At 73.0% G+C, this 23,915-nt stretch carries 18 protein-coding genes; 8 read left to right on the forward strand and 10 right to left on the reverse strand.

The genetic code is table 11. From position 1 onward, the window contains the following. Window positions 1-143: 143 nt before the first annotated feature. From AB5J54_RS15865 to AB5J54_RS15880, 4 genes are all read right to left on the reverse strand, one after another. On the reverse strand, window positions 144-1,292 hold the full coding sequence (locus tag AB5J54_RS15865; RefSeq protein WP_369144559.1) for an SIS domain-containing protein: 1,149 nt from the start codon (window positions 1,290-1,292) through the stop codon (window positions 144-146). A 259-nt stretch (window positions 1,293-1,551) separates the two neighbouring features. After that, window positions 1,552-1,734, reverse strand: coding sequence for a Trm112 family protein (locus AB5J54_RS15870; RefSeq protein WP_086832166.1), 183 nt, complete (start codon window positions 1,732-1,734; stop codon window positions 1,552-1,554). A gap of 89 nt (window positions 1,735-1,823) precedes the next feature. Continuing rightward, entirely contained in the window at window positions 1,824-3,191 is a 1,368-nt protein-coding gene (locus tag AB5J54_RS15875; RefSeq protein ID WP_369144560.1) for a phosphomannomutase/phosphoglucomutase, read from the reverse strand. 104 nt (window positions 3,192-3,295) lie between these two features. Next, window positions 3,296-3,724, reverse strand: coding sequence for a DUF3499 domain-containing protein (locus tag AB5J54_RS15880; RefSeq protein ID WP_369149343.1), 429 nt, complete (start codon window positions 3,722-3,724; stop codon window positions 3,296-3,298). A 299-nt stretch (window positions 3,725-4,023) separates the two neighbouring features. Between AB5J54_RS15880 and AB5J54_RS15885 the strand changes: the two genes are divergently transcribed. After that, window positions 4,024-4,479 carry a metallopeptidase family protein gene (locus AB5J54_RS15885; protein ID WP_369149344.1) on the forward strand — a complete coding sequence of 152 codons (456 nt, stop codon included), beginning with the start codon at window positions 4,024-4,026 and terminating at the stop codon, window positions 4,477-4,479. Between the two features lie 178 nt (window positions 4,480-4,657). On the opposite strand, the gene AB5J54_RS15890 is transcribed toward AB5J54_RS15885, so the two are convergent. The 3 genes from AB5J54_RS15890 to AB5J54_RS15900 all read right to left on the reverse strand — a co-directional run bounded on the left by AB5J54_RS15890 (window position 4,658) and on the right by AB5J54_RS15900 (window position 10,449). Then, entirely contained in the window at window positions 4,658-6,184 is a 1,527-nt protein-coding gene (locus AB5J54_RS15890) for a DUF5719 family protein (RefSeq protein ID WP_369144561.1), read from the reverse strand. Beyond that, complete coding sequence (locus AB5J54_RS15895; protein ID WP_369144562.1) at window positions 6,181-9,876, reverse strand: glycosyltransferase family 2 protein; 3,696 nt, start codon at window positions 9,874-9,876, stop codon at window positions 6,181-6,183. Before AB5J54_RS15895 ends, AB5J54_RS15890 begins: the two co-directional genes overlap by 4 nt. Before the next feature lie 309 nt (window positions 9,877-10,185). Next, a complete protein-coding gene (locus AB5J54_RS15900; RefSeq protein WP_015033978.1) occupies window positions 10,186-10,449 on the reverse strand; it encodes a WhiB family transcriptional regulator in 264 nt (87 codons plus the stop codon). 654 nt (window positions 10,450-11,103) lie between these two features. On the opposite strand from AB5J54_RS15900, the gene AB5J54_RS15905 reads away from it, so the two are divergent. The 3 genes from AB5J54_RS15905 (at window position 11,104) to AB5J54_RS15915 (ending at window position 13,939) form a co-directional block, all read left to right on the forward strand. After that, window positions 11,104-11,613, forward strand: a complete 510-nt coding sequence (locus tag AB5J54_RS15905; RefSeq protein ID WP_369144563.1) for a cysteine dioxygenase family protein — start codon at window positions 11,104-11,106, stop codon at window positions 11,611-11,613. A 65-nt stretch (window positions 11,614-11,678) separates the two neighbouring features. Further along, window positions 11,679-12,635, forward strand: a complete 957-nt coding sequence (cofD, locus tag AB5J54_RS15910; RefSeq protein ID WP_369144564.1) for a 2-phospho-L-lactate transferase — start codon at window positions 11,679-11,681, stop codon at window positions 12,633-12,635. After that, entirely contained in the window at window positions 12,632-13,939 is a 1,308-nt protein-coding gene (locus AB5J54_RS15915) for a coenzyme F420-0:L-glutamate ligase (protein WP_369144565.1), read from the forward strand. The genes cofD and AB5J54_RS15915 overlap by 4 nt, the downstream gene beginning before the upstream one ends. Window positions 13,940-14,090: 151 nt before the next feature. On the opposite strand, the gene AB5J54_RS15920 is transcribed toward AB5J54_RS15915, so the two are convergent. From AB5J54_RS15920 to AB5J54_RS15930, 3 genes are all read right to left on the reverse strand, one after another. Then, on the reverse strand, window positions 14,091-15,047 hold the full coding sequence (locus AB5J54_RS15920) for a DNA-3-methyladenine glycosylase (RefSeq protein WP_369144566.1): 957 nt from the start codon (window positions 15,045-15,047) through the stop codon (window positions 14,091-14,093). A gap of 248 nt (window positions 15,048-15,295) precedes the next feature. Then, on the reverse strand, window positions 15,296-16,378 hold the full coding sequence (locus AB5J54_RS15925; RefSeq protein ID WP_369144567.1) for a sugar phosphate nucleotidyltransferase: 1,083 nt from the start codon (window positions 16,376-16,378) through the stop codon (window positions 15,296-15,298). A gap of 116 nt (window positions 16,379-16,494) precedes the next feature. Further along, window positions 16,495-17,910, reverse strand: coding sequence for a peptidoglycan recognition protein (locus AB5J54_RS15930; RefSeq protein WP_369144568.1), 1,416 nt, complete (start codon window positions 17,908-17,910; stop codon window positions 16,495-16,497). Between the two features lie 137 nt (window positions 17,911-18,047). Here AB5J54_RS15930 and AB5J54_RS15935 point away from each other — a divergent pair, with 137 nt between their 5' ends. From AB5J54_RS15935 to AB5J54_RS15950, 4 genes are all read left to right on the forward strand, one after another. Beyond that, on the forward strand, window positions 18,048-18,800 hold the full coding sequence (locus AB5J54_RS15935) for a TIGR03089 family protein (RefSeq protein ID WP_369144569.1): 753 nt from the start codon (window positions 18,048-18,050) through the stop codon (window positions 18,798-18,800). 189 nt (window positions 18,801-18,989) lie between these two features. Further along, window positions 18,990-20,177, forward strand: a complete 1,188-nt coding sequence (locus AB5J54_RS15940) for an LCP family protein (protein WP_369144570.1) — start codon at window positions 18,990-18,992, stop codon at window positions 20,175-20,177. A gap of 231 nt (window positions 20,178-20,408) precedes the next feature. Further along, window positions 20,409-22,115 (forward strand): LCP family protein, encoded by a 1,707-nt coding sequence (locus AB5J54_RS15945; protein ID WP_369144571.1) that lies wholly within the window; start codon window positions 20,409-20,411, stop codon window positions 22,113-22,115. Between the two features lie 51 nt (window positions 22,116-22,166). Further along, window positions 22,167-23,912, forward strand: a complete 1,746-nt coding sequence (locus AB5J54_RS15950; protein WP_369144572.1) for an LCP family protein — start codon at window positions 22,167-22,169, stop codon at window positions 23,910-23,912. Window positions 23,913-23,915 lie beyond the last annotated feature (3 nt).

Raw genomic sequence — 23,915 nt, forward strand, 5'->3', positions numbered from 1 at the left:
CGGGGGTCGGGAGACAGGTGACAGGGGGAGGGTGACGGGTGGGTGACGTCGTGGGGGCTTGGTGGTGGCCTCCCGCCGACGTGGGCGCTGAGCTTGTGCCGGTGGGTGTCCGGCGGGTGCGGGTGGGCCGGTGCGGGTGCCCTCTAGTGCGGGGTGCGGGGTGGGGTGGCCAGGTTGAGGTAGACCGCCGCGAAGTCGGTCACCGCGAGGAGTTCGGCGAGTGTCTCCAGGTCGTCGCCCTCCTCCGGTTCCAGTTCGCTGATCGCCGTGTCGTGGCCGAGGGCCAGTTCGCGGGCGGCCGGGGCCGCGGTCAGGCCGTCCGCCGGGCGGTCGCGGAGCAGCACCACGCGCGCGCGGAGCGCCTGCTGCTCCTCCACGCGGTCGCGGAAGAAGTCGTCCGGGTCGGCGCCGGCCGCGTAGTCGCCCGCGAGGAGGACCCCGTGCGCCGGCAGGGCCTCGGGGAGTTCGGCGGCGAGCGCGGGCAGGCCGGCGAGTTCGGCGAGGACGGCGGCGAAGCGGCGGCCGGCCGGGCCGGCGGCGTTGCCCTCGGTCCAGATCAGCGGGAGCGAGTCCGCGAGCTCGGCGGCGAGCGTCTTCGCCGGGTTGCTGTACGTGGCGATGGCCGGGCCGCAGCGTTCCGCCGTGCGGTCCAGGCGGTCGGCGACCTTCTCCAGGGCCTCCTGGGGCGCGTCGAGCAGGCCGACGCGGTCCAGGAGCATGAGCAGCGGGGTGAACAGTGCCCACAGGGCGCCCGGGCTGGCTGCGATGCTCTCGGCGTACTCGTCGGGTGTCTCGTTCGGGGCGGTCGCCATCGGGACGAACAGGCCGCGCGAGCCGTTCACCGTCTCGGCGAGCGGGGAGGCCTTCGGGGCGACGGCGACGACCGTGATCCCGCGGCGGTACGCCTGCTCGGCGAGGAGCGCGAGGCCCGGTTCGGAGCCGTCGGTGGTGGGCAGCAGGAGCAGGTCCACCGAGCCCGCCCAGCCCGGCAGGGCCCAGCGCAGGGCGCCCGCCGCGGGGGCGACGCCGGTCGGCTGGAGCCGTACGACCGGGGCGGCGGCTCCGGCGAGCGCGCCGATCAGGTCCGCGACGCCGGCGGCCGCGGTGCCGCGGCCCGCGACGAGGACGGCACGGGGACGGCCCTCGGGGCGGAGGTCCGCGATGCCGGCCTCGGCGGCGTGCCGGGCGGCGGTCCGTACCCGTGCGCCTGCCTCGGCGGCGCCGCGGAGAAGGCCTCGGCGGTCGGCCAGGGCGAGGTCGTCCGGGGTGTCGAGGAGGGTCTCGTCGAGCATGTGCGGCCTCCCTGCGGGGCGCGGCGTGTGCGGGGCGCGGGTTGTGCGGGGCGCTGCCTTGTGCGGGTGCGGGGCGCTTGCTTGTGCGGGTGCGGGGCGCTGCTTTGTGCGGGTGCGGGTGGTGCGGGTTCGGGCGCGGAAGCCTTGTCCCGGCAAGGGCGCCGTCCGTTGTGCCCACCCGTTCCGCCCCAGCGGAACGATTGCCCACAACGGGCGGAAGCGCGCCCACAACGGGCGGGGCACCGCCCCGGCCCGGGCGTTACGCCGGCTTGCGGGCTTCGTCGGTGAGGAGGACCGGGATGCCGTCGCGGACCGGGTAGGCGAGGCCGCAGTCGGGGCTCGTGCAGATCAGCTCGGGGGTCTCGTCCGCCGTGCGGTCGTTCAGCGGAGCGTGGCAGGCCGGGCAGGCCAGGATCTCCAGGAGGCCGGCTTCGAGCGGCATGGGTTGTCCCTTCGAACAGACGGATCGGGCCAGGTCAGCCTACCGCCGGGGAACGGGGCACGCCCCCGTTCCCCGGCGGTACGGCGGGGTCAGTCGGTCGCCCGGACCAGGGCGAGGACCGCGTCGCGGATCTCGGCCATGGTGGCCTCGTCGCGGGCCTCGACGTTGAGGCGGAGCAGCGGCTCGGTGTTGGAGGGGCGGAGGTTGAACCACCAGTCCGCCGCCGTCACCGTCAGGCCGTCCAGTTCGTCGAAGGTGACGCCCTCCTGGCCGGAGTACGCCGCCTTCACCTTGGCCGTGCTCGCCGCCTGGTCCGCGACCGTCGAGTTGATCTCGCCCGAGGAGGCGTACCGGTCGTAGGCGGAGACCAGGTCGGACAGGGTGCCCTTCTGGCCGCCGAGGGCCGCGAGGACGTGGAGCGCGGCGAGCATGCCGGTGTCCGCGTTCCAGAAGTCCTTGAAGTAGTAGTGCGCCGAGTGCTCGCCGCCGAAGATCGCTCCGGTCTTCGCCATCTCCTCCTTGATGAAGGAGTGGCCGACGCGGGTGCGGACCGGCTCGCCGCCCTGCTCGCGGACGACCTCCGGCACCGACCAGGAGGTGATCAGGTTGTGGATGATCGTTCCGCCGGGGCTCTTGGCGAGCTCGCGCGCGGCGACGAGGGCCGTGATCGCGGACGGGGAGACCGGCTCGCCGCGCTCGTCGACGACGAAGCAGCGGTCGGCGTCGCCGTCGAAGGCCAGGCCGAGGTCGGCGCCCTCGGCGAGGACGCGGGCCTGGAGGTCGACGATGTTCTTCGGGTCGAGCGGGTTGGCCTCGTGGTTCGGGAAGGTGCCGTCCAGCTCGAAGTACATCGGGACGGTGTCCAGGGGCAGGCCTTCGAAGACCGTCGGGACCGTGTGGCCGCCCATGCCGTTGCCCGCGTCCACGACCACCTTGAGGGGGCGGATCGCGGTGAGGTCGACCAGGTTCTTGAGGTGGGCCGCGTAGTCGGCGAGGGTGTCGCGTTCGGTGATCGTGCCCGGTTCGGCGGCAGCCTCCGGGGCGCCCTTCTCGGACCACTCCTCGGCGAGGGCGCGGATGTCGGCGAGGCCGGTGTCCTGGCCCACGGGGGCCGCGCCGGCGCGGCACATCTTGATGCCGTTGTACTGGGCCGGGTTGTGCGAGGCCGTGAACATGGCGCCGGGCAGGCCGAGGCTGCCTGAGGCGAAGTACAGCTGGTCCGTGGAGCAGAGCCCGATGAGCGTGACGTCGGCGCCGAGGCGGGCCGCGCCGCGCGCGAACGCGGACGCGAGGCCGGGCGACGAGGGCCGCATGTCGTGGCCGATGACGATCGCGTCCGCGTCCGTCACCCGTACGAAGGCGGCACCGAAGAGCTCTGCGAGCGTCTCGTCCCACTGGTCGGGTACGACTCCGCGGATGTCGTACGCCTTCACGATCTGCGACAGATCGGCAGTCACGGATCCACCCTCCTGAGTTCTCCACACGCGTGTGCGGCGCGTGTACGGAACGCCAAAACTACCCGGAGCGCAGTCGGGGATACGCGGACGGTGGCCGGTTGCCGTCAGTTGTCGGGCGAACGGAGCACCCTGAGGTGCCCGCGGCGACCGACCTCCATGGGGTCGCCGCCGCGGCCTCCCTTGCCGCCGGCCTCGGCCGCGCGCTCCTGGGGGCGGGCCGCCTCCCGTACCGCGTTGGCCAGCGCTTCGAGGTCGTCGCCGCTGGGGCGGGTGGGGGCGGATCCGTCGGAGAGCCGCACCACCTCCCAGCCGCGCGGGGCGGTGAGGCGCTCGCTGTGCTCGGCGCACAGGTCGTAGCAGTGGGGCTCGGCGTAGGTGGCGAGCGGGCCGAGGACCGCAGTCGAGTCGGCATAGACGTACGTCAGTGTCGCGACGGCAGGGCGGCCGCACGCGGTGCGCGAACAGCGACGTACAGGGCTCACGACGTTGGACGGTACCGCACTCTTGAGCGGGCCGCGACGACTCTCCCTCAGGTCACTCCACCGTGTCGCGGTGTGACCTCCGCCACCCCCCTTCGAGTGGTGACGGCTCTGACCTGCGCGGGAGGGGGCCTACGGGGGTGGGGGCAGGGGGCTATCCGGACACCTTGGGATGCAAATCCGGTCAACCAGGGCCAGATGGCCGATCGTGACGGGCTGTCGAATCGGGCGTGCGGATGGCCGGAATGTTCAGGTTTCGACAAGGTGTGGTGCGGCGGGGCGGGCACGCCGGGAAAGGTGGCGAGGATGCGCCACGGTGCGCTGGGACGGATGAGGGTTACGCTGCGTCAGTGATGGACAGTCCTGTGCCGCCGAGCCCCTCGCACCGTCCCGCGGAGCCCCCGGCGGAGCCTCGGGTCCGCCGCCGCGACCGGCACGGCCGCGGGATGCGGGGACCTGTCGCGCCGCCGCAGGTGCCGCTCTCCGCGAGCCGGGCCGACACCTTCCGCGATCTCGTCCTCGACTCGGTCGAGCGCCTCGAACGGCGCTGGCCGCAGCTGGCGGACGTCGACTTCCTGGTGATGGAGGTGCCGCCGCCGGTGCCGGGCGAGACGGTGCCGCTGGGGGGCTCGGTGCCGGCCGAGAAGAACGAACCCGCTCGGGTGGTCGTGTATCGGCGGCCGGTCGAGATCCGGTCCAAGAGTCGGGACGAGCGGGCGTTGCTCGTCCACGAGGTCGTGGTGGAGCAGGTTGCCGAGCTTCTGGGGCTCTCGCCCGAGTCCGTGGATCCTCGGTACGGGCAGGACTGAGCCCGGGCCTCACGGTGCCGCGCGCTCCGGGGGCGGGTTCAGGCCCTGGAGCCTCTGGCGCCGGCAAGGGCGCCGTTCCGTTGTGCCCACCCTCCCCCAAGCTCTCGGCTTCGCCCGAGCAGGGGGACCCCCATCGCCCCTTGCGGAACGCCTGCCCACAACGGGGGCGCCCCCCGGCTCAGTCCAGGACCCCCAGGTCCTGGTGGGCCGAGGGGACCTCTACCGTGCCTCGGTCGTCCACGAAGGTCTGGACCGTGAACATCGGGATGCCGTCCTCCGGTAGGGCGAGCGTCCGGGCCGCGTGGACCTTGCCGCCCGAGACCGGTTCGACCGTCAGCGCGTAGGAGCCCTTGAGGCCCTCCGGGACGAGGTCGGTCAGGACCGTCGTCGTGCCCGCCTTCACCGTGACGGTCTTCGACACCGGCGTGCCGCCCTCGGAGCCGGCCGAGGCGGTGACCTTGACCTGGGCGTCCGCGCCGGGGGCCGTCAGGGACAGCGTCGAGGCCTTCGCGCGGTTGTCGGCGACCGTCGCCCGCGCGGAGACGGCCGCGGTCGCCGGGATGAACGCGATCTCGGTGTTCGCTCCCTTGCCCCGCACGACCTGGAGGGCCGCCACCACCGGCGTCGGCTTCTTCGGGTCGCTCGGCGTCAGCAGCAGGGAGCCCACCGCGCCCCGGGTGAGGTTCGGCAGGTCGACGGCGGCCGTCATCCCCGACTTCACGTGGAGGGAGTCGGCGCCGGCCGGGACGATCGTGCCGCTCGCGGTGACCAGCTGGACCTTGAGGTCGGCGTCGTCGTCGCCGGGGGCGAAGGCGACGAGCCGCACCGCGGTGGCGTCGGCCGGGATGCCGGGGAGCACGGCGCTGCTCGCCGGGTCGGCGGCCGGGGCGATCCAGTCGCTGCCGAGCTTGTCGTCGGCGGCGGCCACGGCGGCGCCGACGCGGCCGCTGCGGGTGGTGACGTGGACGGTGAGGTCCTTCCGGCCGGCCTCGTTCGTGAGGGTGGACAGGAGCACCGGGACGGTGGAGCGGGCGGGGACCGGGATGCCCTCGGTGAACTGGGACTTGAGGACGCCCTCGGGGCCGTACAGCTCGATGTCGGCGACGGCGGCCGTGTCGTCCGGGTTGGTGAGGTGGACGTAGTCCTGGCGGTCCTTGTCGGTGGAGGACGCCGGGAACCAGAAGTCGGTGTCGGGGGCGCCGCAGCCGAGGCCGAGGAGGCCGCGCGCGCCGCCCGCCGGGACGACGGTGGTCTGCTGGACGGTCCAGCCGGGGGCCAGGGTGCCGGTCGCCGCGCCGGTGAGGGCGGGCACGGAGCCGCCCTCCGCCTGGGCGGTGACGGGCTTGCCGGGGGCGGTGACCGTGGCCGGGGCCTTCGGGGCCGTGGGCTTCTTGCCGGTGGTGCCGGTGCCGCCCGCCACGGAACCGCTCGCGGCGGGCCGCAGCACCGCCGTGGGCGGCTCGGCCTTGCCGGAGCCCGCGGGAGCGGAGCCCGTACCCGTCGGGGTGTACGAGGTGTAGCGGGTCTCGGCCACCTCGGAGGTGCTGGGCACCGGGCAGACGAGGCCCGCGCGCTCCACCGGCAGGCGGGTGGTGGGCTTCGCCTCGGCGGCGGCGGTGCCGTCCGGGGCGGTGAGGGCCGCGAAGCCGGTGACGGCGGCGAGGGCCGTGGCGCCCACGATCAGGGAGAGGTTGGTGCGCTTCACTGGTTGCTGCTCCCGTCGGGACGCTGCTCGGTCTCGTGGCCCTGGGGGTACCCGTAGCCGTAGCCGCCGTACGGGTCGTACTGCTGCGGGTCGTACTGCTGCTGGGGCTGCTGCGGGTCGTACTGCTGCGGCTGCTCGTAGCCCTGCTGCTCGTAGCCCTGCTCGTAGCCCTGCTGGGGGTACGCGTACGGCTGCTGCTGGTACGGGTCCGCCGCGTAGTCCTGGTAGTAGCCCTGGTCGGCGTACGGCTGGGTTCCCGGCTGTGCCGGGGCCTGCGCGTAGGCCGGGTCGTAGCCGCCGGCGCCTTCCTGGTCCCCGGGCTCGTAGGACTGCTGCTCCGGGATCGGGGCCGGCGCGCCCTGCGCGTTCCCGAAGGCGTCGAAGGTGTCGGTGGTGCCGGGGGCGCCCGGGGCGGTCTCCGCGGCCGCTTCGGCCTCCGCGGCGGCGCGCAGGCGGCGGGCGCGGCGGCCGTCGCCCTCGGTCGCCTGGGCGGGGATCGCGAGCTCCTCCTCGGGCAGGTCGTCGTCGATCTCGCGGCGCCGCCCGGGCAGGGCGAGGACGAGCAGGACGACGGCGAGGCCGGCCTGGGCCCAGATCCACGCGGTGTGGGTGAGCGGCTCGTCGTACGTGAGGTCGAGGCGGCCGCCTCCGGCGGGGAGCTCGAAGCCCTGGGCCCAGCCGTCGACGGTGGTACGGGTCAGCTCCTTGCCGTCGAGGGTGGCGGTCCAGCCCTCGTCGGCGCGGTCGGCGAGGCGCAGGACGCGGCCCGTGGGTCCCGCGGGGACCTGGGTGTGGGCCTCGACGGGGCCGGCGGCGACGGCGACCGGCTTGGCGGTCTCCTCCGCCTTCTCGCCGTCGGCGGCCTTGGCCGCGGGCGGAACGATCATGACGCGGGCGATCTCGCGGTCGACGCGCCAGAGCGCGCTGCCGTCGAGCTGGCTGAGGCGGCTGAGGCCGGGCGTGGAGTCGAGGACGCGGCTCATCTGGCGCGGTGCCCCGTCCCGTACGAGGACGTACCGGATGGCGTAGCCGCTGAGCTCCTGGGTCTGGTCGGCGCCGGAGCCGGCGACGAGGTGGGCGACGACCGCGTCGAGACGCGGGTCGGCCTCGGCGGTCGCGGTGAGTTCGGAGTCGCCGAGGCGGGCGCCGGAGCCGCGGACCAGGGTGTAGGCGACCTCGCCGGGCGCGCCGGCGCCGAGGACGAGGGTGCGGGGCTGGTCGCGGGTGCCGCTCTCCTCGGCGACGAAGGCCGGGACCTGGACCGGGTCGCGGCGGGTCAGCGGGCCGTCGGCGCCGCCGATCATCCAGCCGGCGGCGGCGACGGCGGGGCCGAGGGCGCAGGCGAGGGCGATGAGGGCGGCGACGGGCTGGCGCCAGCCGAAGCCGTGGGCGGCGACGCGGGTGCGGCCGCCCTCGGCGCCGATCATGCCGGCGGCGATGAGGGCGGCGCCGTAGACGAGGGTGGCGGGTCCGGCCCAGCCGGTGCCGCCCGCGCCGTTGGTGAGGACGGCGAAGAGGAGTCCGGCGAGGGCGGCGGCCCATGCGGTACGGACGGCGAGCTGCCGCTCCTCGCGGAGGAGGCCGGCCAGGCCGGCGAGGACGAGGCCGATCAGGAGCAGGCCGCCGGTGGTGCCGGGGCCGCCCGGGCTGGTGCCGAGCAGGTCGAGCGCGGTGGCCGTGCCCGTGCGGACGTCGAGGCCGGCCTCGCGCAGGAGGGCGCCGGGGTCGGTGAGGAGGGTGAGCGACCAGGGCGCGAGGACGAGCAGCGGGGTGCCGACGGCGGCGAGGAAGCGAAGTCCGTACGCCGTGATGTCGTCGCGGCGGACGGCGAGGACGCCGAGGCCGAGGAGGACGGCGAGCGGCCAGACGACCGGGGTGAACGCCGTCGCGAAGGTCAGCAGGAAGGTGTACGCCCAGGTGGCGCGCCAGCTGCCGCGGTCGGGCCGGTTGAAGCCGTGGGCGGCGACGGCGGCGCGGGCGATCAGCGGGAGCAGGATCGCGAGGACGGCGGTGCCGAGCCGGCCGGCGGCGAGGGCGCCGGTGGCGGCGGGCAGGAAGGCGTACGCGATGGCGCCCCAGGCGCGCAGGAGCCGGGACTCGACGATGCCCCGGGCCGCGAAGTACGCGGTGAAGCCGGCGAGCGGGACCGAGCAGACGAGCAGCAGGGTCAGCGCGGTGGAGGTGGAGCCGAGGAACAGCGCGGAGAGCCCGGCCAGGACGGCGAGGTAGGGCGGGGCGGTCTGGGTGCCGCCGGCGCCGATGGGGTGCCAGGCGTCGGCGTACCGCGACCAGAGGCCGGAGACGGTGTCGGGGGCGGGCAGCAGGGCGCCGCCGGCCAGCGAGCCGCCGGCGAAGAGGTTGCGGCAGGCGACCAGGGAGACCAGGAGGAGCAGGGCGAAGAGGACCGGTCCCGGCTTGCGGGCGATCTTCTTGAGCCGGGCGAACTGCTCGATCTCCAGGTAGTCGGCGTCGTCGCCGCCGGGGCCCGACTCGACGACGCCGTGGCGGGAGCCGCCGGTGTCGGCCTCGGCGCCGCCGAAGTGGGAGGCGAGCTGCTCGACGGTGGCGCGGACGGTGGCGCCGGGCGGCGGGAAGAGGGAGCGGAACTCGCTGTTGAGGACGGCCGGGTTCCTGCGGCGCTTGCGGGCGGCGAGGATCTTCTCGGGCCGCAGCAGGGTCGCGAGGAGGCCCATGACCTCGTCGACCGCCTGCCCCGGGGCCTTGCCGACGAGGTAGGCGAGGGTGCGGAGCAGGGTGCTGAGGACGAGCCGTACGAAGACGTACGGGAGGGCCCGGCCGCGGGCGTTGGCGAGCAGGGTGTGGACGGCGCCGGCCTTGTCGACGCGGTGCGGGTTGGCGGCGGTGCGTCCGGCGCAGTCGACGGTGCGGCGCTCGCGGGCGGAGGCCTCGGCGTGCCGCAGGACGGCGTCGGGGGCGACGAGGACGTGGAAGCCGGCGGAGTGCGCGCGCCAGCAGAGGTCGACGTCGTCGCGCATCAGGGGCAGGCGCCGGTCGAAGCCGCCGAGTCCCTCGAAGACGTCGCGGCGGACGAGCATGCCGGCGGTGGAGACGGAGAGGACGGAGCGGACCTGGTCGTGCTGGCCCTGGTCCTGCTCGCGGCGGTCGAGTCCGGTCCAGCGGCGGCCGCTGCGGGCGATGCTGACGCCGGCTTCGAGGAGCTGCTTCCTGTCGTACCAGCCGCGCAGCTTGGGGCCGATGACGGCGGCTTCGCTGTCGGACTCGGCGACGCGCAGGAGTTCGGCGAGGGCGCCGGGCTCGGGGGCGCAGTCGTCGTGGAGGAGCCACAGCCACTGGACCGGTTCGCCGTGCGGGAGTTCGGGGAGGTCGTACGCCTCGTCGTTCCAGCTGCGGCTGACGGGGTCCCAGCCGCTGGGGCGCTTCAGGTAGGGCAGGTCCTCGGGTCCGAGCAGGGGCGCGGTGCGGGCGGCCTCCTCGACGGCGGCGCCGAAGCCGGTGCGGCGCGCGAGGTGCAGGACGCGGTCGGCGCCGATGGCGTCGGCGACGAGCTGCGCCGAGTCGTCGGCGCTGCCGGTGTCGGCCGCCACCACGGACTGCACGGGGCGCTCCTGGGCGAGCAGCCCGGCGAGTGCGTCGGGCAGCCAGCGGGCGCCGTCGTGGGTGACGAGCACGGCGGTGACGACGTGTCGCGGAAACTCAGGAGTTGAGGACATCGAGCTACGGGCCCTCCGGCCGGGGTCGCCCGCGGGGGGCGTGGGGAGCGTCTCGGACGGAGGCCCACACTAACGGCTGCACGCGGAGCGGTCCGCCGCCCTGTGGACAGACCGTGCGGGACGGCTTCTTAAAGGACACCGCGCGAAGGGCGCCGTGTGAAAGACACCGCGCGAAGGACACCGCGCGAAGGACACCGCGTGCCGGACAAGCAGAACGGTCCGCCGCCTGTGGATGGTGCACAGGGGCGGACCGTTCGTCGTGTTCAGGTGTGGGCGCCGGGGCGCGGGGGCCGGCGGGCTGTGCGCGGTTCAGACGGCGGCCTTCTTCAGGCGGCGTCGCTCGCGCTCGGAGAGGCCGCCCCAGATGCCGAAGCGTTCGTCGTTCTGCAGGGCGTATTCGAGGCACTCGGAGCGGACCTCGCAGGCGAGGCAGACCTTCTTGGCCTCGCGGGTCGAGCCGCCCTTCTCGGGGAAGAAGGACTCGGGATCGGTCTGGGCGCACAGCGCGCGCTCCTGCCAGCCGAGTTCCTCGTCCGCGTCCTCGACCAGCAGTTCCTGGAACAACTCGGTCATGTGCGCCCCTCGTCTGTTCTGTGCGTCCCCGTGATGTTGCCGGGGCGAACCCGGCCGAACGACACGAGTGAAATTACAAGTTCGTGCTCTGTGCGAGTCAAGCCGAGATCTGCTATTGGGCCCCGTATTCACTCTGCGGAACCAAGCCTATGCGGAAAGTGTTCAAATCACCAAAAAACGTGACACATGCCGCTGGCTCGACCGCGCCGCGACACCCTCACAGGGGAGGACGTCCAGGACTTGGATCTTGTTGCGATCCGGCCATGGATGCGATCTGGATCACAGTCCGATCACGCCCATCCATGTTTAAAGGCGCGGTCGAAGCGCCATCTCTCCTGGTCCGCACCTGAACAAACCTTTCTCCGGGCACGGTAACCGGATGAGGTGAAACATTACCCCCAAATCGGGCATTGAGTTGACAGTCGGGTGCCCCTCCGGCCACCTTTGGTGGCATGCCAGCGACCGCAGCGCCCTCCGCGACCCACAGCCGTGGGTTCCGCCGCGCTGTCCAGGCGCGCTGTTGCTGTTGCTGTCCCAGCTGTTGATGCCGTAGAGCTCCAGCTTCTTCTCCCAGCGTCACCCTGCGTCACCCGTGTCACCTCTCTTCCGTGACCCCCCACCGCTTCTGTTTCTGCTGAGGAACCTCCCCATCCCATGAACATGGACAGCGACCTTCAGATCGCCGGCGACATCCTCGAAGTCCCGCACCTGCTCCAGCCCGAGCGCGCCCACCCCGTCACCGTGGCCGAGTTCGCCGGCCTCGCGCGCTCCATCGCCGAGGACCGCTCCCAGTGGGCCCCGTACGTCGAGTACGACGCCACCACCCGCTGGTACCACCGCCTGCGCACCGGCCCCGGCTACGAGGTGTGGCTGCTCTCCTGGGTGCCCGGACAGGGCAGCGGCCTCCACGACCACGGCGTCTCCTCCGGCGTGCTGACCGTCCTGGAGGGCGAGCTGACGGAGCGGACGGACCGGGGCGTGCGGACCCTCGACGGCGGCGCGCAGCGGGTCTTCGCGCCGGGGTACGTCCACGAGGTCGTCAACGACTCCCTCGAACCGGCCGTCAGCCTGCACGTCTACTTCCCCGGCCTCACCGAGATGCCGATGCACGAGTCGCTCCAGGCGCAGTGCGCCCCGGCCGCCCCGGGACTGATCGTCGCCTGACAGGCCCGCCCGTCTCCCGACCACCACCCCTCATGCGATCAGCCTTCGGCTGACAGACTGTCTGCATGCGCATTGTGGTTCTGGCCGGCGGCATCGGTGGTGCCCGTTTCCTTCGCGGCCTCAAGCAGGCCGCGCCGGACGCGGAGATCACGGTCATCGGCAACACCGGTGACGACATCCATCTCTTCGGGCTGAAGGTCTGCCCCGACCTGGACACGGTGATGTACACCCTCGGCGGTGGCATCAACGAGGAACAGGGCTGGGGACGCACGGACGAGTCCTTCACCGTCAAGGAGGAGCTCGCGGCGTACGGGGTCGGGCCCGAGTGGTTCGGCCTCGGCGACCGGGACTTCGCCACCCACATCGTCCGTACGCAGATGCTCGGCGCGGGCTACCCGCTGAGCGCCGTCACCGAGGCGCTGTGCGCCCGCTGGCAGCCCGGCGTGCGCCTCCTCCCCATGTCCGACGACCGCGTCGAGACGCACGTGGCGATCGAGGCCGACGGCGAGCAGCGCGCGGTGCACTTCCAGGAGTACTGGGTGAAGCTGCGCGCCTCCGTCGACGCGAAGGCCGTCGTGGCGGTCGGCGCGGAGGCCGCGAAGCCCGCGCCGGGCGTCCTGGAGGCCATCGCCGAGGCGGACGTCATCCTCTTCCCGCCGTCCAACCCGGTGGTGAGCGTCGGGACGATCCTGGCCGTGCCCGGGATCCGCGAAGCGGTCGTCGCGGCCGGGGCGCCGGTCGTGGGCCTCTCCCCCATCGTCGGCGACGCGCCCGTGCGCGGCATGGCCGACAAGGTCCTCGCGGCCGTGGGCGTGGAGTCCACGGCGGCGGCGGTCGCCCTGCACTACGGCGCCGAACTCGTCGGCGGCTGGCTCGTCGACACCGTGGACGCGGGCGCGGTCGCGGAGGTCGAGGCGGCGGGCATCGCGTGCCGCGCGGTGCCGCTGATGATGACGGACGTGGACGCGACGGCCGCGATGGCCCGCGAGGCGCTGGCGCTGGCCGAGGAGGTACGGGGGTGAGCGGCGCCGCTCCCTCCTTCCGGGTGTGGGCGCTTCCCGGGCTGCCCGAGGTGGCCGCAGGGGACGATCTCGCCAAGCTGATCGCCTCCGTCTCGCCGGAGCTCGTCGACGGGGACGTCCTGCTCGTCACCTCCAAGATCGTCAGCAAGGCCGAGGGGCGGGTGATCGCGGCCGACGACCGCGAGGAGGCCATCGACGCCGAGACGGTACGGGTGGTGGCGCGGCGCGGCACGCTCCGCATCGTCGAGAACCGGCAGGGGCTCGTCATGGCCGCCGCCGGGGTCGACGCCTCCAACACCCCCTCCGGGACCGTGCTGTTGCTGCCCGAGGACCCCGACGCCTCGGCGCGGCGCATCCGTTCGGGGCTGCGCGAGGCGCTCGGCGTCGACGTGGGCGTCGTCGTCACGGACACCTTCGGGCGGCCCTGGCGCACCGGGCTCACCGACGTGGCGATCGGGGCGGCCGGGGTGCGGGTCCTCGACGACCTGCGCGGCGGGACCGACGCGCACGGCAATCCGCTGAGCGCGACCGTGGTCGCCACCGCCGACGAACTCGCCGCCGCCGGCGACCTGGTGAAGGGCAAGGCGGCGGGGCTCCCCGTCGCCGTCGTCCGCGGACTGCCCCAAGTCGTGGGCGGCGACGCCGAGGAGGGCGCGCGGGCGCTCGTACGCGGGGCCGCCGACGACATGTTCCGGCTCGGGACCTCGGAGGCCGTACGCGAGGCGGTGACGCTGCGGCGGACCGTACGGGAGTTCACGGACGAGCCGGTCGACCCGGGCGCGGTCCGGCGCGCGGTCGCCGCCGCCGTGACGGCCCCGGCGCCGCACCACACCACGCCGTGGCGGTTCGTGCTCCTGGAGTCGGCGGGGTCGCGGACCCGGCTGCTCGACGCGATGCGGGACGCGTGGATCGCGGACCTGCGACGCGACGGCAAGTCCGAGGAGTCCATCGCGAAGCGGGTCCGGCGCGGGGACGTCCTGCGCAACGCGCCCTACCTCGCGGTGCCCTGCCTCGTCATGGACGGCTCCCACCACTACGGCGACCCGCGCCGGGACGCCGCCGAGCGCGAGATGTTCGTGGTCGCGACGGGCGCCGGCGTGCAGAACTTCCTCGTCGCCCTCGCCGGTGAGCGGCTGGGTTCGGCCTGGGTGTCCTCGACGATGTTCTGCCGGGACGTCGTACGGGACGTCCTGGGGCTGCCGGAGGAGTGGGACCCCATGGGGGCCGTGGCGATCGGGCATCCGGCCGCCCCGCCGAAGGACCGGCCCGCACGGCTCGCCTCGGAGTTCGTCGAGGTCAGGTAGGGCCTTCGGTCAGGAGTGGTACAGCACCCGGACGAGGATCGTCTCGTCCGGGAGGCCGTCCGCGTACGCGTTGAAGCGCACCGTCGGCAGGACGTCCTGAGTCGCCCGTTCGACGAAGAAGGGTTGCTTGGACGCGCTTCTCGTCGGCTCCTCAGAGGGCGGTGATGTTCCCGGGTGTCATACGGGGCGCCCGGCGCGGTGGTACGCGGCCGCTGAGGAGGATCAGGCGGGCCGCGCGGTGGCGCTGGCCCGCGTACGGGGCCAGGAGCTCCAGCATCGCCTCGTCGTCCGTCGTACGGTCGCCCGCGAGCGCCCAGCCGACGATGCCCGGCAGGTGCAGGTCGCCGGTGGTGACCTCGTCGGGGGCGCCGTTGCTGCGCTGGATCGTCTCGGCGCTCGTCCAGGGGCCGATGCCCGGGACCAGCTCCAGGCGGCTGCGGGCCGCCGGTCCGTCCATGTGCGCGGCCTCCTCCAGGCGGGCCGCGACCCGGGCCGCGCGGACGATCGTGGCGGAGCGCTTGCCGTCCACGTTCGCGCGGTGCCACTCCCAGGACGGGATCTGGGTCCACGCGCGCGCGTCCGGCATCACGTACATGCCGTCCGGGGCCGGGCCCGGGGCCGGCTCGCCGTACTTCCGTACGAGCGTCCTCCAGGATCCGTAGGCCTCGTGCGTCGTGACCTTCTGCTCCAGGACCGACGGGATCAGCGACTCCAGGACCAGGCCGGTACGGGTCAGGCGCAGGCCCGGGCGGCGGCGGTGGGTCGCCAGGACCAGCTTGTGGCGGGGGACGAAGGCGGAGGGGTCGTCCTCGGCGCCCAGGAGGGCCGGGAGGCGGTCCAGGAGCCAGCCCGCTCCGGAGCCCCAGGCCTCGGCGGCCACCTTGCCCTCGGCGATCCCGATACGGAGCGTGCCGGGGCCGTCCGGGGTGCGACTGGCCCGCCAGACCGAGCCGTCCGGGGTCGCCCGGAAGGTGGGGTCGGCGGGGCCGCGGCGGAGGGGGCCGAGGGTGAGGCCGAGGTCCAGGGGGGCGTCTTCGGTGACGGGGAGCGGGATGTGGCCGCCGCGGACTGTCGTGCGGGTGGGGTGGGGTGTGAAGCGGCCGGCCATGCGTATGAGCGTAGCCCGGTGTGGGCACACGGGACGGCGCCCTCTCGCGGCGCCTCCGCGTTCCGGGCCCTGACCCGCACCGGCTGGACGGCGCCACGGGGTGCGGGTTCAGGCGCGGAAGCCTCTGGCGCCGGCGAGGGCGCCGTTCCGTTGTGCCCACCCGTTCCGCCCTGGGGGCACCTCCCGGACGAAGTCTGGGGGAGGAACGATTGCCCACAACGGCGGAAGCGCGCCCACAACGGGGTGGGCTACTGGTCTGAGGAGAAGCGGACTGCGCCTGCGGGGAGGGTGGTGTTGCACCAGATGCGGACGCCGTCGCGGAGTTCGTTGTCCGGGCCCACCTGGGCGCCGTCGCCGATCACCGCCCCGCTCACCACCGTACGGGCGCCGATCCGGGCGCCCGCGCCGATGAGCGAGTCCGTGATCACCGCGCCGGGTTCGACGATCGCGCCCGCGAGGAGGGTCGAGCCGGTCACCCGGGCGCCTTCGCCGACCACCGCGTCCGCGCCCACCACCGTGCCGCCGGTCAGCTTGGCGTCCGGGGCGACGCGTGCCGACGGGAGGACCAGGCGGTCGCCGCAGCGGCCCGGGACGGCCGGGGAGGGCGCGCGGCCCAGGACCAGGTCGGCGGAGCCGCGGACGAAGGCCTGCGGGGTGCCCAGGTCCAGCCAGTAGGTGGAGTCGACCATGCCCTGGAGGTGGGCGCCGGAGGAGAGGAGCTCCGGGAACGTCTCTCGTTCCACCGAGACCGGGCGGCCCGTGGGGATCGCGTCGATGATCGAGCGCTTGAAGACGTACGCGCCCGCGTTGATCTGGTCCGTGACGATCTCCTCCGGCGTCTGCGGCTTCTCCAGGAAGGCCGTGACGCGGCCGGTGGCGTCCGTGGGGACCAGGCCGAAGGCGCGCGGATCCTCGACCCGGGTCAGGTGGAGCGAGACGTCCGCGCCGGAGGAGGAGTGGGTCTCGACGAGGGCCTGGATGTCCAGGCCGGTGAGGATGTCCCCGTTGAAGATGAGGACCGGCTCGTCGGGGCCCGAGTGCAGCCGCGAGGCGACGTTGCGTATGGCGCCGCCGGTGCCGAGGGGCTCCTCCTCGGTGACGTACTCCAGGCTCAGGCCGAGGGACGAGCCGTCACCGAAGTGCGGCTCGAAGACCTCGGCCAGGTAGGAGGTGGCGAGCACGATGTGCTCGACGCCGGCGGCGCGGGCCCGGGCCAGCTGATGGGTCAGGAAGGGGACGCCCGCCGCCGGAACCATGGGTTTGGGCGTGTTGACCGTGAGGGGTCGCAGCCGTGTGCCCTTGCCACCGACCAGGAGGATCGCTTCTGTCACCTTGTCGTCTCTGCTTCCTGTTCGGGGCCGGTCAGCTCGCCCGTCTCGGTCGTCCGTGCGATATGACCGGTCAGTTTATGCAGATGGTTGCCTCCCTGACCGCATCCGAGACCCCATCAGGGCCTTCCCTGGTACTTCGCCGAGGTCGCGCGGGCCGTGCCGAGCTTGCCGTACAGGCGTCCGCCGGGACATTCCGTGGCGAATCCGTCGCGGTGTCCGGCGATGGCGTTGAACCGTACCTGCTTGCCCTTCTTGTACAGGTTTCCGCCGCCTGAGATCAGGTACGACGTGCCCTTCGGATTCACCCCGTGCAGCCCGAGCTTCCAGGCCGTCAGGCGCGCGACGGCGGTCACGACGGCGGCGGGCGGGTTGCTCTTGCTGAAGGTGCCGAGGACGGCGATGCCCATGCTGTTGGTGTTGAAGCCGAGGGTGTGCGCGCCCATGACCGGCTTGGCGACGCCGCCGGCCCGGCCCTCGTAGATGTTTCCGCACTTGTCGACGGCGAAGTTGTAGCCGAAGTCCCGCCAGCCGCTGCTCTTCACGTGGTAGCGGTAGATGCTGCGCAGGACGGAGGGGGCCTGCTTGCAGGTGTAGTTGTTGCCGGTGGCGCTGTGGTGGACGAAGGCCGCCTTGATGGTCTTCGTGTAGACGAAGCCCTTCTCGCGGATGCTCTCGTCCGCGCTCCAGCCCTTGCGGGTGATGATCTTGGGCCGGGGGCCGATGTACGGCTTCGCCGCGAGGGCTGCCGGAGCGGCCTGGGCGGCTTGGGCGGCCGCCGGTGCCGCCGCCGCCTGCTGGGGCATCGCCCGGGCCGTGAGTTCCGTCTCCTCCTTGGAGAGGGCCGGGATCCAGGCCGCGCCGTACGGGGCGAGCTGGGCGTTCACCGCGCTCGCCGCCGCCTCCGCCGCGCTCGGGCCGGCCGGGGCGGCCGGAGTCCTGGCGCTGCGGGTGTGGGGCGCGGGGGCCTCGGGCCCGGCCGGCGCGTCCTGCCCCGGGGCCTCGCCCGGGTCCACGAGTTCGAGCCGCAGGCCCGCCGGGAGCGGTTCCTCCCCCCGTACGCGGATCTCGACGCCGTCCGAGTCGCCCACCCACAGCGGGGCCGTGGAGCCGCGGAGCACCCGGGCGGAGCCCTCGGCGGTGTCGGGGTCGGCACCGTGCTCCTCGTTGTGGGTCTCCACGTCCTGCCACGGCGACCAGGCGCCGCCGGTGGCGCGGGTGCGGACCTGGACGGTGCCGTGCAGCGGGGCCGCCGGGTCGTCCCAGACGACGCCGACGAGCGAGAAGGGCCTGACGTCGCGTCGGGTGAGCCCCTGCTCGCCCGAGCCGGTCGCCGTGCCGCCCAGGGACCGGGTGGCGGCGCCGAGTGGTTCGAGCGGCAGCGACTGGGTGGAGCCCGGGAGTTCGGGCGCGGGTGGCAGTGCGGAGGCGGCCGCGGGTGGCGCCGAGGCCGCCGCCGGCACGGTGAGGGAGACCGGCAGGGCGAGCACCGCCGCGCAGGTGACGGCGATCGAGGAGGCGAGTGAGGCACGCATGGGCCGATCGTGCGGATCGCCGGGCCGTTCCGCGCGCCGGGAACGCGCCCGGAAACTGACGGGCCGTCGGTCCGACCGGAGGACGCCGTCACCGGTACGGCGGACCCCCGCGCGCCCGCCCGCGTACGCTGTCGGGCGTGAACGCCAGCGACCGCACCCCCGCCGACCTGCTGCGATCCGCGCTCGCCGCGGACCCCGCCCGCCCCTTGGTCACCTTCTACGACGACGCCACCGGTGAGCGCGTGGAATTGTCCGTCGCCACCTTCGCCAATTGGGTGGCCAAGACGGCGAACCTGCTCCAGGGCGAGCTGTCCGCCGGGCCCGGCGACCGGCTCGCGCTGCTGCTGCCCGCGCACTGGCAGAGCGCCGTGTGGCTGCTCGCCTGCTCGTCCGTCGGCGTGGTCGCGGAGGTCGGCGGCGACCCGGCGGACGCGGACGTCGTGGTCGCGGGGCCGGACACCCTGGAGGCGGGCCTCGCCTGTTCCGGGGAGCGGATCGCGCTCTCCCTGGCCCCGCTGGGCCGCCGCTTCCCGGCCGCGCCCGCCGGCTACGCGGACTACGCGGTCGAGGTGCCGAGCCAGGGCGACCGGTTCGCCCCGTTCGTACCGGTCGATCCGGAGGCTCCGGCGCTCGTCGTCGACGGTACGGAACGCAGCGGCGCCGAGCTCGTCGAGCAGGCCCGGGCGGACGCGGCGACCCTCGGCCTCGCCCCCGGCTCCCGCCTCCTCTCCGGCCTCGGCTACGACGACTGGCAGGGCCTCTCGTCAGGCCTGTACGCGCCCCTGGCGGCAGGCGGCTCGGTGGTGCTCTGCCGGAACCTGGACGCCCTCGCCCCGGAGGGTCTGGAGAAGCGCGTGGAGAGCGAGCGCGTCACGCACACGGCGCTCTGAGCCGTACCGGCCCCACTCGTTCGGCCTACCACCGCGCCGAGTCCCCGGGTCCGTACGCCGAGTCCGGTACATGATCGGCCCGGGGGGAGTCGACTCCTTCCGCACAACCATGCGTCGGGTTCGGCCGTCTCCTCCAGTGACCGGTGGACGCCCGGCGCGCCGCCGACGCCTTGAAGGACGGACCCTGACGTGACGGACCGCGCAGGCACGCCCGCCGAACCGGATCCCCCGGCCACGGAGGACGAGGACACGGCACCCGGCGCTCCGGAGAAGCCGCGCCGGCGCCACTGGCTGCGCTGGACCGCCCTCGGTTGCGCGGTCGTCGTGCTGGCCGCCGCCGGGGTCGGCTGGTGGTTCTACCGCAAGCTCGACGACAACATCACCACGGACACCACCGCCGCCGCCGAGCTGGAGAAGTACGAGAAGGAGCGCCCGCCCGCGGGCACCTCGGCCGCCCGGAACATCCTGCTCATCGGCTCGGACACGCGGGCCGGCGAGGGGAACCGCAAGTACGGCAGGGACCGGGGCACCCAGCGTTCCGACACGACGATCCTGCTGCACCTCGCGGCGGGGAAGTCGAGCGCGACGGCCGTCTCGCTGCCCCGGGACCTGATGGTGACGATCCCGAGCTGCCGCAAGCCGGACGGGACCCGCACGCGGGAGCAGTTCGCTCAGTTCAACTGGGCCTTCGAGTTCGGCGGGACGGCGTGCACGATCCGCACCGTCGAGAAGCTGACCGGGATCCGGGTCGACCACCACATGGTGATCGACTTCCGGGGCTTCAAGAAGATGGTGGACGCCGTGGACGGGGTGGAGGTCTGCCTCAAGGAGCCGGTGAACGACCGGGACGCGAAGCTGAAGCTGCCCGCGGGCCGCCAGACGCTCAACGGGGAGCAGGCCCTCGGCTTCGTACGGGCCCGCAAGTCGATCGGGAACGGCAGCGACACGGAACGCATGGACCGCCAGCAGCAGTTCCTCGGCGCCCTCGTCAACAAGGTGCAGAGCGACGGGGTGCTGCTCAACCCGACCAAGCTCTACCCGGTCCTGGACGCGGCCACGAAGGCGATCACCACGGACCCGGGGCTCGACTCGCTGCGGGACCTGTACGACCTCGCGCGGGGCATGCGGGCCATCCCGACGGACAAGGTGCAGTTCCTCACGGTCCCGCGCCGGTCCTACCGGTACGACGCGAACCGGGACGAACTCGTACAACCGGCGGCGAGTGAGCTCTTCAAGCAGCTGCGTGAGGACAAGCCCGTTCTGGTGACACCCGACAACGAGAAGAAGGACGGGAAGCCCGATGACGCGGACTCACCGATGCCCTCCGCGACACCGACCTTCACGGGACGGAACGCTGCGGAAGGGGTGTGCGAGTAAAGCGCATCCCAAAGGGAGCGCGGGGAGCGATGAGGTTTGGGCAAATTGCCCGGTTGTAAGGGGCGTGGAATTTGTCACGGACGTCGCCCCACGCTGAACTGGGCGGATAGTGTGACGCGATCCGGTGCACCTCGACCGCGTGGTCGCACTCACCAAGGATCGAACGACCGAGAGAGCGGCGCCCTGTGGGGGAGGCGCCTCGCGTGGCACCGACGGAGGACTCGAGTAACCGTGGACGCGCACAGCCGTGGACGGGCGGACGAGATCGACCCCGCCGACCAGTGGGTCCTCAACCCGCAGACGGGCAACTACGAACTGCGACTGGACCGCTCCGCTGGGCAGCCGCGGCCGCAGTCCCCGTCCCGCTCCCGCAGATCCCCCTCCACCGCACCCGCGCCGTCCGAGGCGCCCGTCCCCGGCCAGCGCCGCCGCAGGGCCGAGGAGCCCGATGGCGGCCAGATCCCGGCGCAGGGCCGCCGCAAGCGCAAGCAGGGCGCGAGCCGCAAGAAGAAGGTCCTGCTGTGGACCGGCGGCACGATGGCCTTCGTGCTCGTGGGCGGCGCGGCCGGTGCGTACGCGATCTACAACAAGCTCAACAACAACCTCGACGTCGTCGACGTCGTCGGCAAGGACACCAACGCCGGCTTCGCCAAGGGCAAGGCCTTCAACATCCTGGTCATCGGCACCGACAAGCGGACCGGCGAGGGCAACGCGGGCTACGGCGACAAGAACAGCCCCGGCCACGCCGACACCACGATCCTCTTCCACGTCTCCAAGGACCGGACGAACGCCACCGCGCTGTCCATCCCGCGCGACATGAAGACGGACATCCCCGACTGCCAGACGCGCCAGACCGACGGGACCATCAAGACGATCCCCGGCGAGTCCGACGTCCGCTTCAACGTGAGCCTCGGGCAGAACGGCCGCGACCCCGGCTGTGTCATGCGTACGGTCGAGGAGCTGACCGGCGTGACGGTCGACCACTTCATGATGGCCGACTTCAACGCCGTCAAGGAGATGACGACCGCGGTCGGCGGCGTGAAGGTCTGCGTCGAGAAGGCCGTGAACGACCCGAAGTCCCATCTGAAGCTGCCCGCGGGCGAGTCGGTCATCCAGGGCGAGCAGGCCCTCGCCTTCGTCCGTACCCGGCACAGCTTCGGCAACGAGAGCGACCTGGACCGCATCAAGGTCCAGCAGCAATTCCTGAGTTCGATGATCCGCCAGATGAAGTCGGACGACACGCTGACGGACCCGGGCAAGCTCCTCGACCTCGCCAACGCGGCGACGAGCGCGCTCACCGTCGACTCCGGCATAGGTGACCTGACCAAGCTCCAGGGCCTGGCCCGCGAGTTGTCCTCGATCGACGCCAAGAACATCGCGTTCACGACGCTCCCGGTCATCGACAACCCCGCCGAGAAGATCAGGGCGACGGTCGTCCCCGACCCGGTCAAGGCACCGCAGCTGTTCGCGATGCTCCAGTCCGACACCTCGCTCACCGAGGTGAAGAAGCAGCAGCAGGACGCCAAGAACGCGCAGGCCGCGCTCCTCAAGGGCACCCGGTCCACCGCCGCCGAGGTGCGCGTCGACGTCTACAACGGCAGTGGCATCCGGGGGGCGGCCCAGTCGACCATCGTCTGGCTGCAGAACGACCAGGGTGTGAACCGCTCCACCAACAAGAGCAACGCCCCCGAGAAGGCGGCGAAGACCACGCTCGAGTACGCACCGAACCAGGCCGATCAGGCCCGCAAGCTCGCGGACATGATGGGTCTGCCGGCCACGGCTCTCAAGCCGGGCACGCAGAACGCCGGGGAACGCGAGCCCATGACGCTCGTCCTCGGCGCCGACTTCAAGGGCGCGGGGGTGCCCATCACCGGACCGGCAAAGGCGCCGAAGGATCTGGAGAAGGTAGCAGCTGACAAGCAGGTGTGCGCCAAGTGACCCGGAAACGCCGGGACTTGACGGACTCCTGATCTGACGAGGGGACCTGGGGTGGGACAGAGCAGCGTGCGTGGGGAGGGAACGCGGAAGAGCGTTCCGCGCGCCCGTGAACTGGGCTGGGACGACGACCTGTACGGCGCCGGCGAGGCGACCGGCGCGGGGGCCGAGACTTCCGAGGAGGACAGCTCCTCCGCACCGAGCCGCGCCGAGCGCCGGCGCGGTGGCGGGAAGGGCGGCGGCACGGGTCCGAACGGACGCGCGGCCGCGCGCCGGCGGGCCAAGAAGACCGGCAAACGCAAGGTGCTGCGCTGGGTGGCGATCACCCTGTCGCTGCTGATACTCGGCACGGCCGGCGCCGGATACCTGTACTACGAGCACCTCAACGGCAACATCCGCGGCGGGTCGCGGGCCGGCGGCGACAGCGGCGTGAAGAAGGCCGCGCCGAACGCGCTGGGCGACACCCCGCTGAACATCCTGCTCATCGGCTCCGACGACCGGAGCGACGAGAAGAACATCGCCCTCGGCGGCGGCCGGGACGACAAGAACCGCCCGCCGCTCGCCGACGTGCAGATGCTGCTGCACGTCTCGGCGGACCGGAAGAACGCCTCGGTCGTCTCGATCCCGCGCGACACCGTCGTCCACATCCCGGAGTGCAAGGGCGACGGCCGCACCTTCCCCGCCACCGACACCCGGCCCATCAACGAGACGCTCCAGCGCGGCGGCCCCGGCTGCACCCTCACCACCTGGGAGAGCCTCACCGGGGCCTACATCGACCACTGGATCATGGTCGACTTCGCCGGTGTGGTGGCCATGGCCGACGAGGTCGGCGGCGTCCCGGTCTGTGTGAAGTCCGGCGTCAGCGACCACCCGACACGGCTGCAGCCCGGTGGCTCCCACCTGAAGCTGCCCGTGGGGACGCACGAGGTCAAGGGCGAGCAGGCGCTCCAGTGGCTGCGCACCCGGCACGCGTTCGGCAGCGACCAGAACCGCGCCAAGGCCCAGCACATGTACATGAACGGCATGATGGAGAAGCTCCAGAAGCAGAACGCCTGGACCGACACCGGCCGCCTCATGGGCCTGGCCGAGACAGCCACCAATGCGCTCCAGGTCTCCGACGAGATCAAGTCGGTCAAGGGGCTCTTCGACCTGTCGATGCAGCTCAAGAACGTGAAGCTGGACCGCCTCACCACGGCGAACATCCCGACGGCTCCGTACCCGAAGGACGACAACTGGAACATCCTCGTCAAGTCGTCGGCCGACAAGATGTTCCGGATGCTCCGCGACGACGTCGCCTTCGACAAGAACGGCGACCCGGCCGACGCCAAGCCCAAGCCGAAGCCGTCCACGAAGCCGAAGGCCACCGCCGAGGCGCCCGGCTCCCTCGCCGTGACGGTCGTCAACGGCACCGGAAGCGACAGTGAACCCGCGGCCGAGGGTCGCGCCCGCACCGTCACCGAGCTCCTCCAGGGCAAGGGCTTCACCCAGGCCGAGTCCTCCAAGGAGGGCGGCAACCGCGCGGACACCGTGGTCACCTACCCGAAGGCCGACGGCGACCAGGGCCGGGCGAACGCCCAGTCCGTGGCCAAGGCGCTCGGACTGCCCGACTCGGCCGTCCGGGCCGACGCGAAGGCCCAGGGCCTCACGCTCGTCGTGGGCGCCGACTGGCGCGAGGGCACCGTCTACAAGAAGCCGGCCTCCGAGGCCGGTGACATCCCGGACGGCGCGGAGGTCCTCCGGGGCAACGACAAGGGCTGCATGGAGATCTTCGACCCCTACAAGTGGGACGGGAAGAGCTGACCC

The organism is Streptomyces sp. R44 (genome assembly GCF_041053105.1).
GTDB lineage: Bacteria > Actinomycetota > Actinomycetes > Streptomycetales > Streptomycetaceae > Streptomyces.

What these genes read in the sequence shown, in the direction of transcription:
- AB5J54_RS15865 (WP_369144559.1), bottom strand. Translation starts at nt 1,292, where the DNA reads ATGCTCGACGAGACCCTCCTCGACACCCCGGACGACCTCGCCCTGGCC.
- AB5J54_RS15870 (WP_086832166.1), bottom strand. Translation starts at nt 1,734, where the DNA reads ATGCCGCTCGAAGCCGGCCTCCTGGAGATCCTGGCCTGCCCGGCCTGC.
- AB5J54_RS15885 (WP_369149344.1), top strand. Translation starts at nt 4,024, where the DNA reads ATGGACAGTCCTGTGCCGCCGAGCCCCTCGCACCGTCCCGCGGAGCCC.
- AB5J54_RS15895 (WP_369144562.1), bottom strand. Translation starts at nt 9,876, where the DNA reads ATGTCCTCAACTCCTGAGTTTCCGCGACACGTCGTCACCGCCGTGCTC.
- AB5J54_RS15900 (WP_015033978.1), bottom strand. Translation starts at nt 10,449, where the DNA reads ATGACCGAGTTGTTCCAGGAACTGCTGGTCGAGGACGCGGACGAGGAA.
- AB5J54_RS15905 (WP_369144563.1), top strand. Translation starts at nt 11,104, where the DNA reads ATGAACATGGACAGCGACCTTCAGATCGCCGGCGACATCCTCGAAGTC.
- cofD (WP_369144564.1), top strand. Translation starts at nt 11,679, where the DNA reads ATGCGCATTGTGGTTCTGGCCGGCGGCATCGGTGGTGCCCGTTTCCTT.
- AB5J54_RS15920 (WP_369144566.1), bottom strand. Translation starts at nt 15,047, where the DNA reads ATGGCCGGCCGCTTCACACCCCACCCCACCCGCACGACAGTCCGCGGC.
- AB5J54_RS15930 (WP_369144568.1), bottom strand. Translation starts at nt 17,910, where the DNA reads ATGCGTGCCTCACTCGCCTCCTCGATCGCCGTCACCTGCGCGGCGGTG.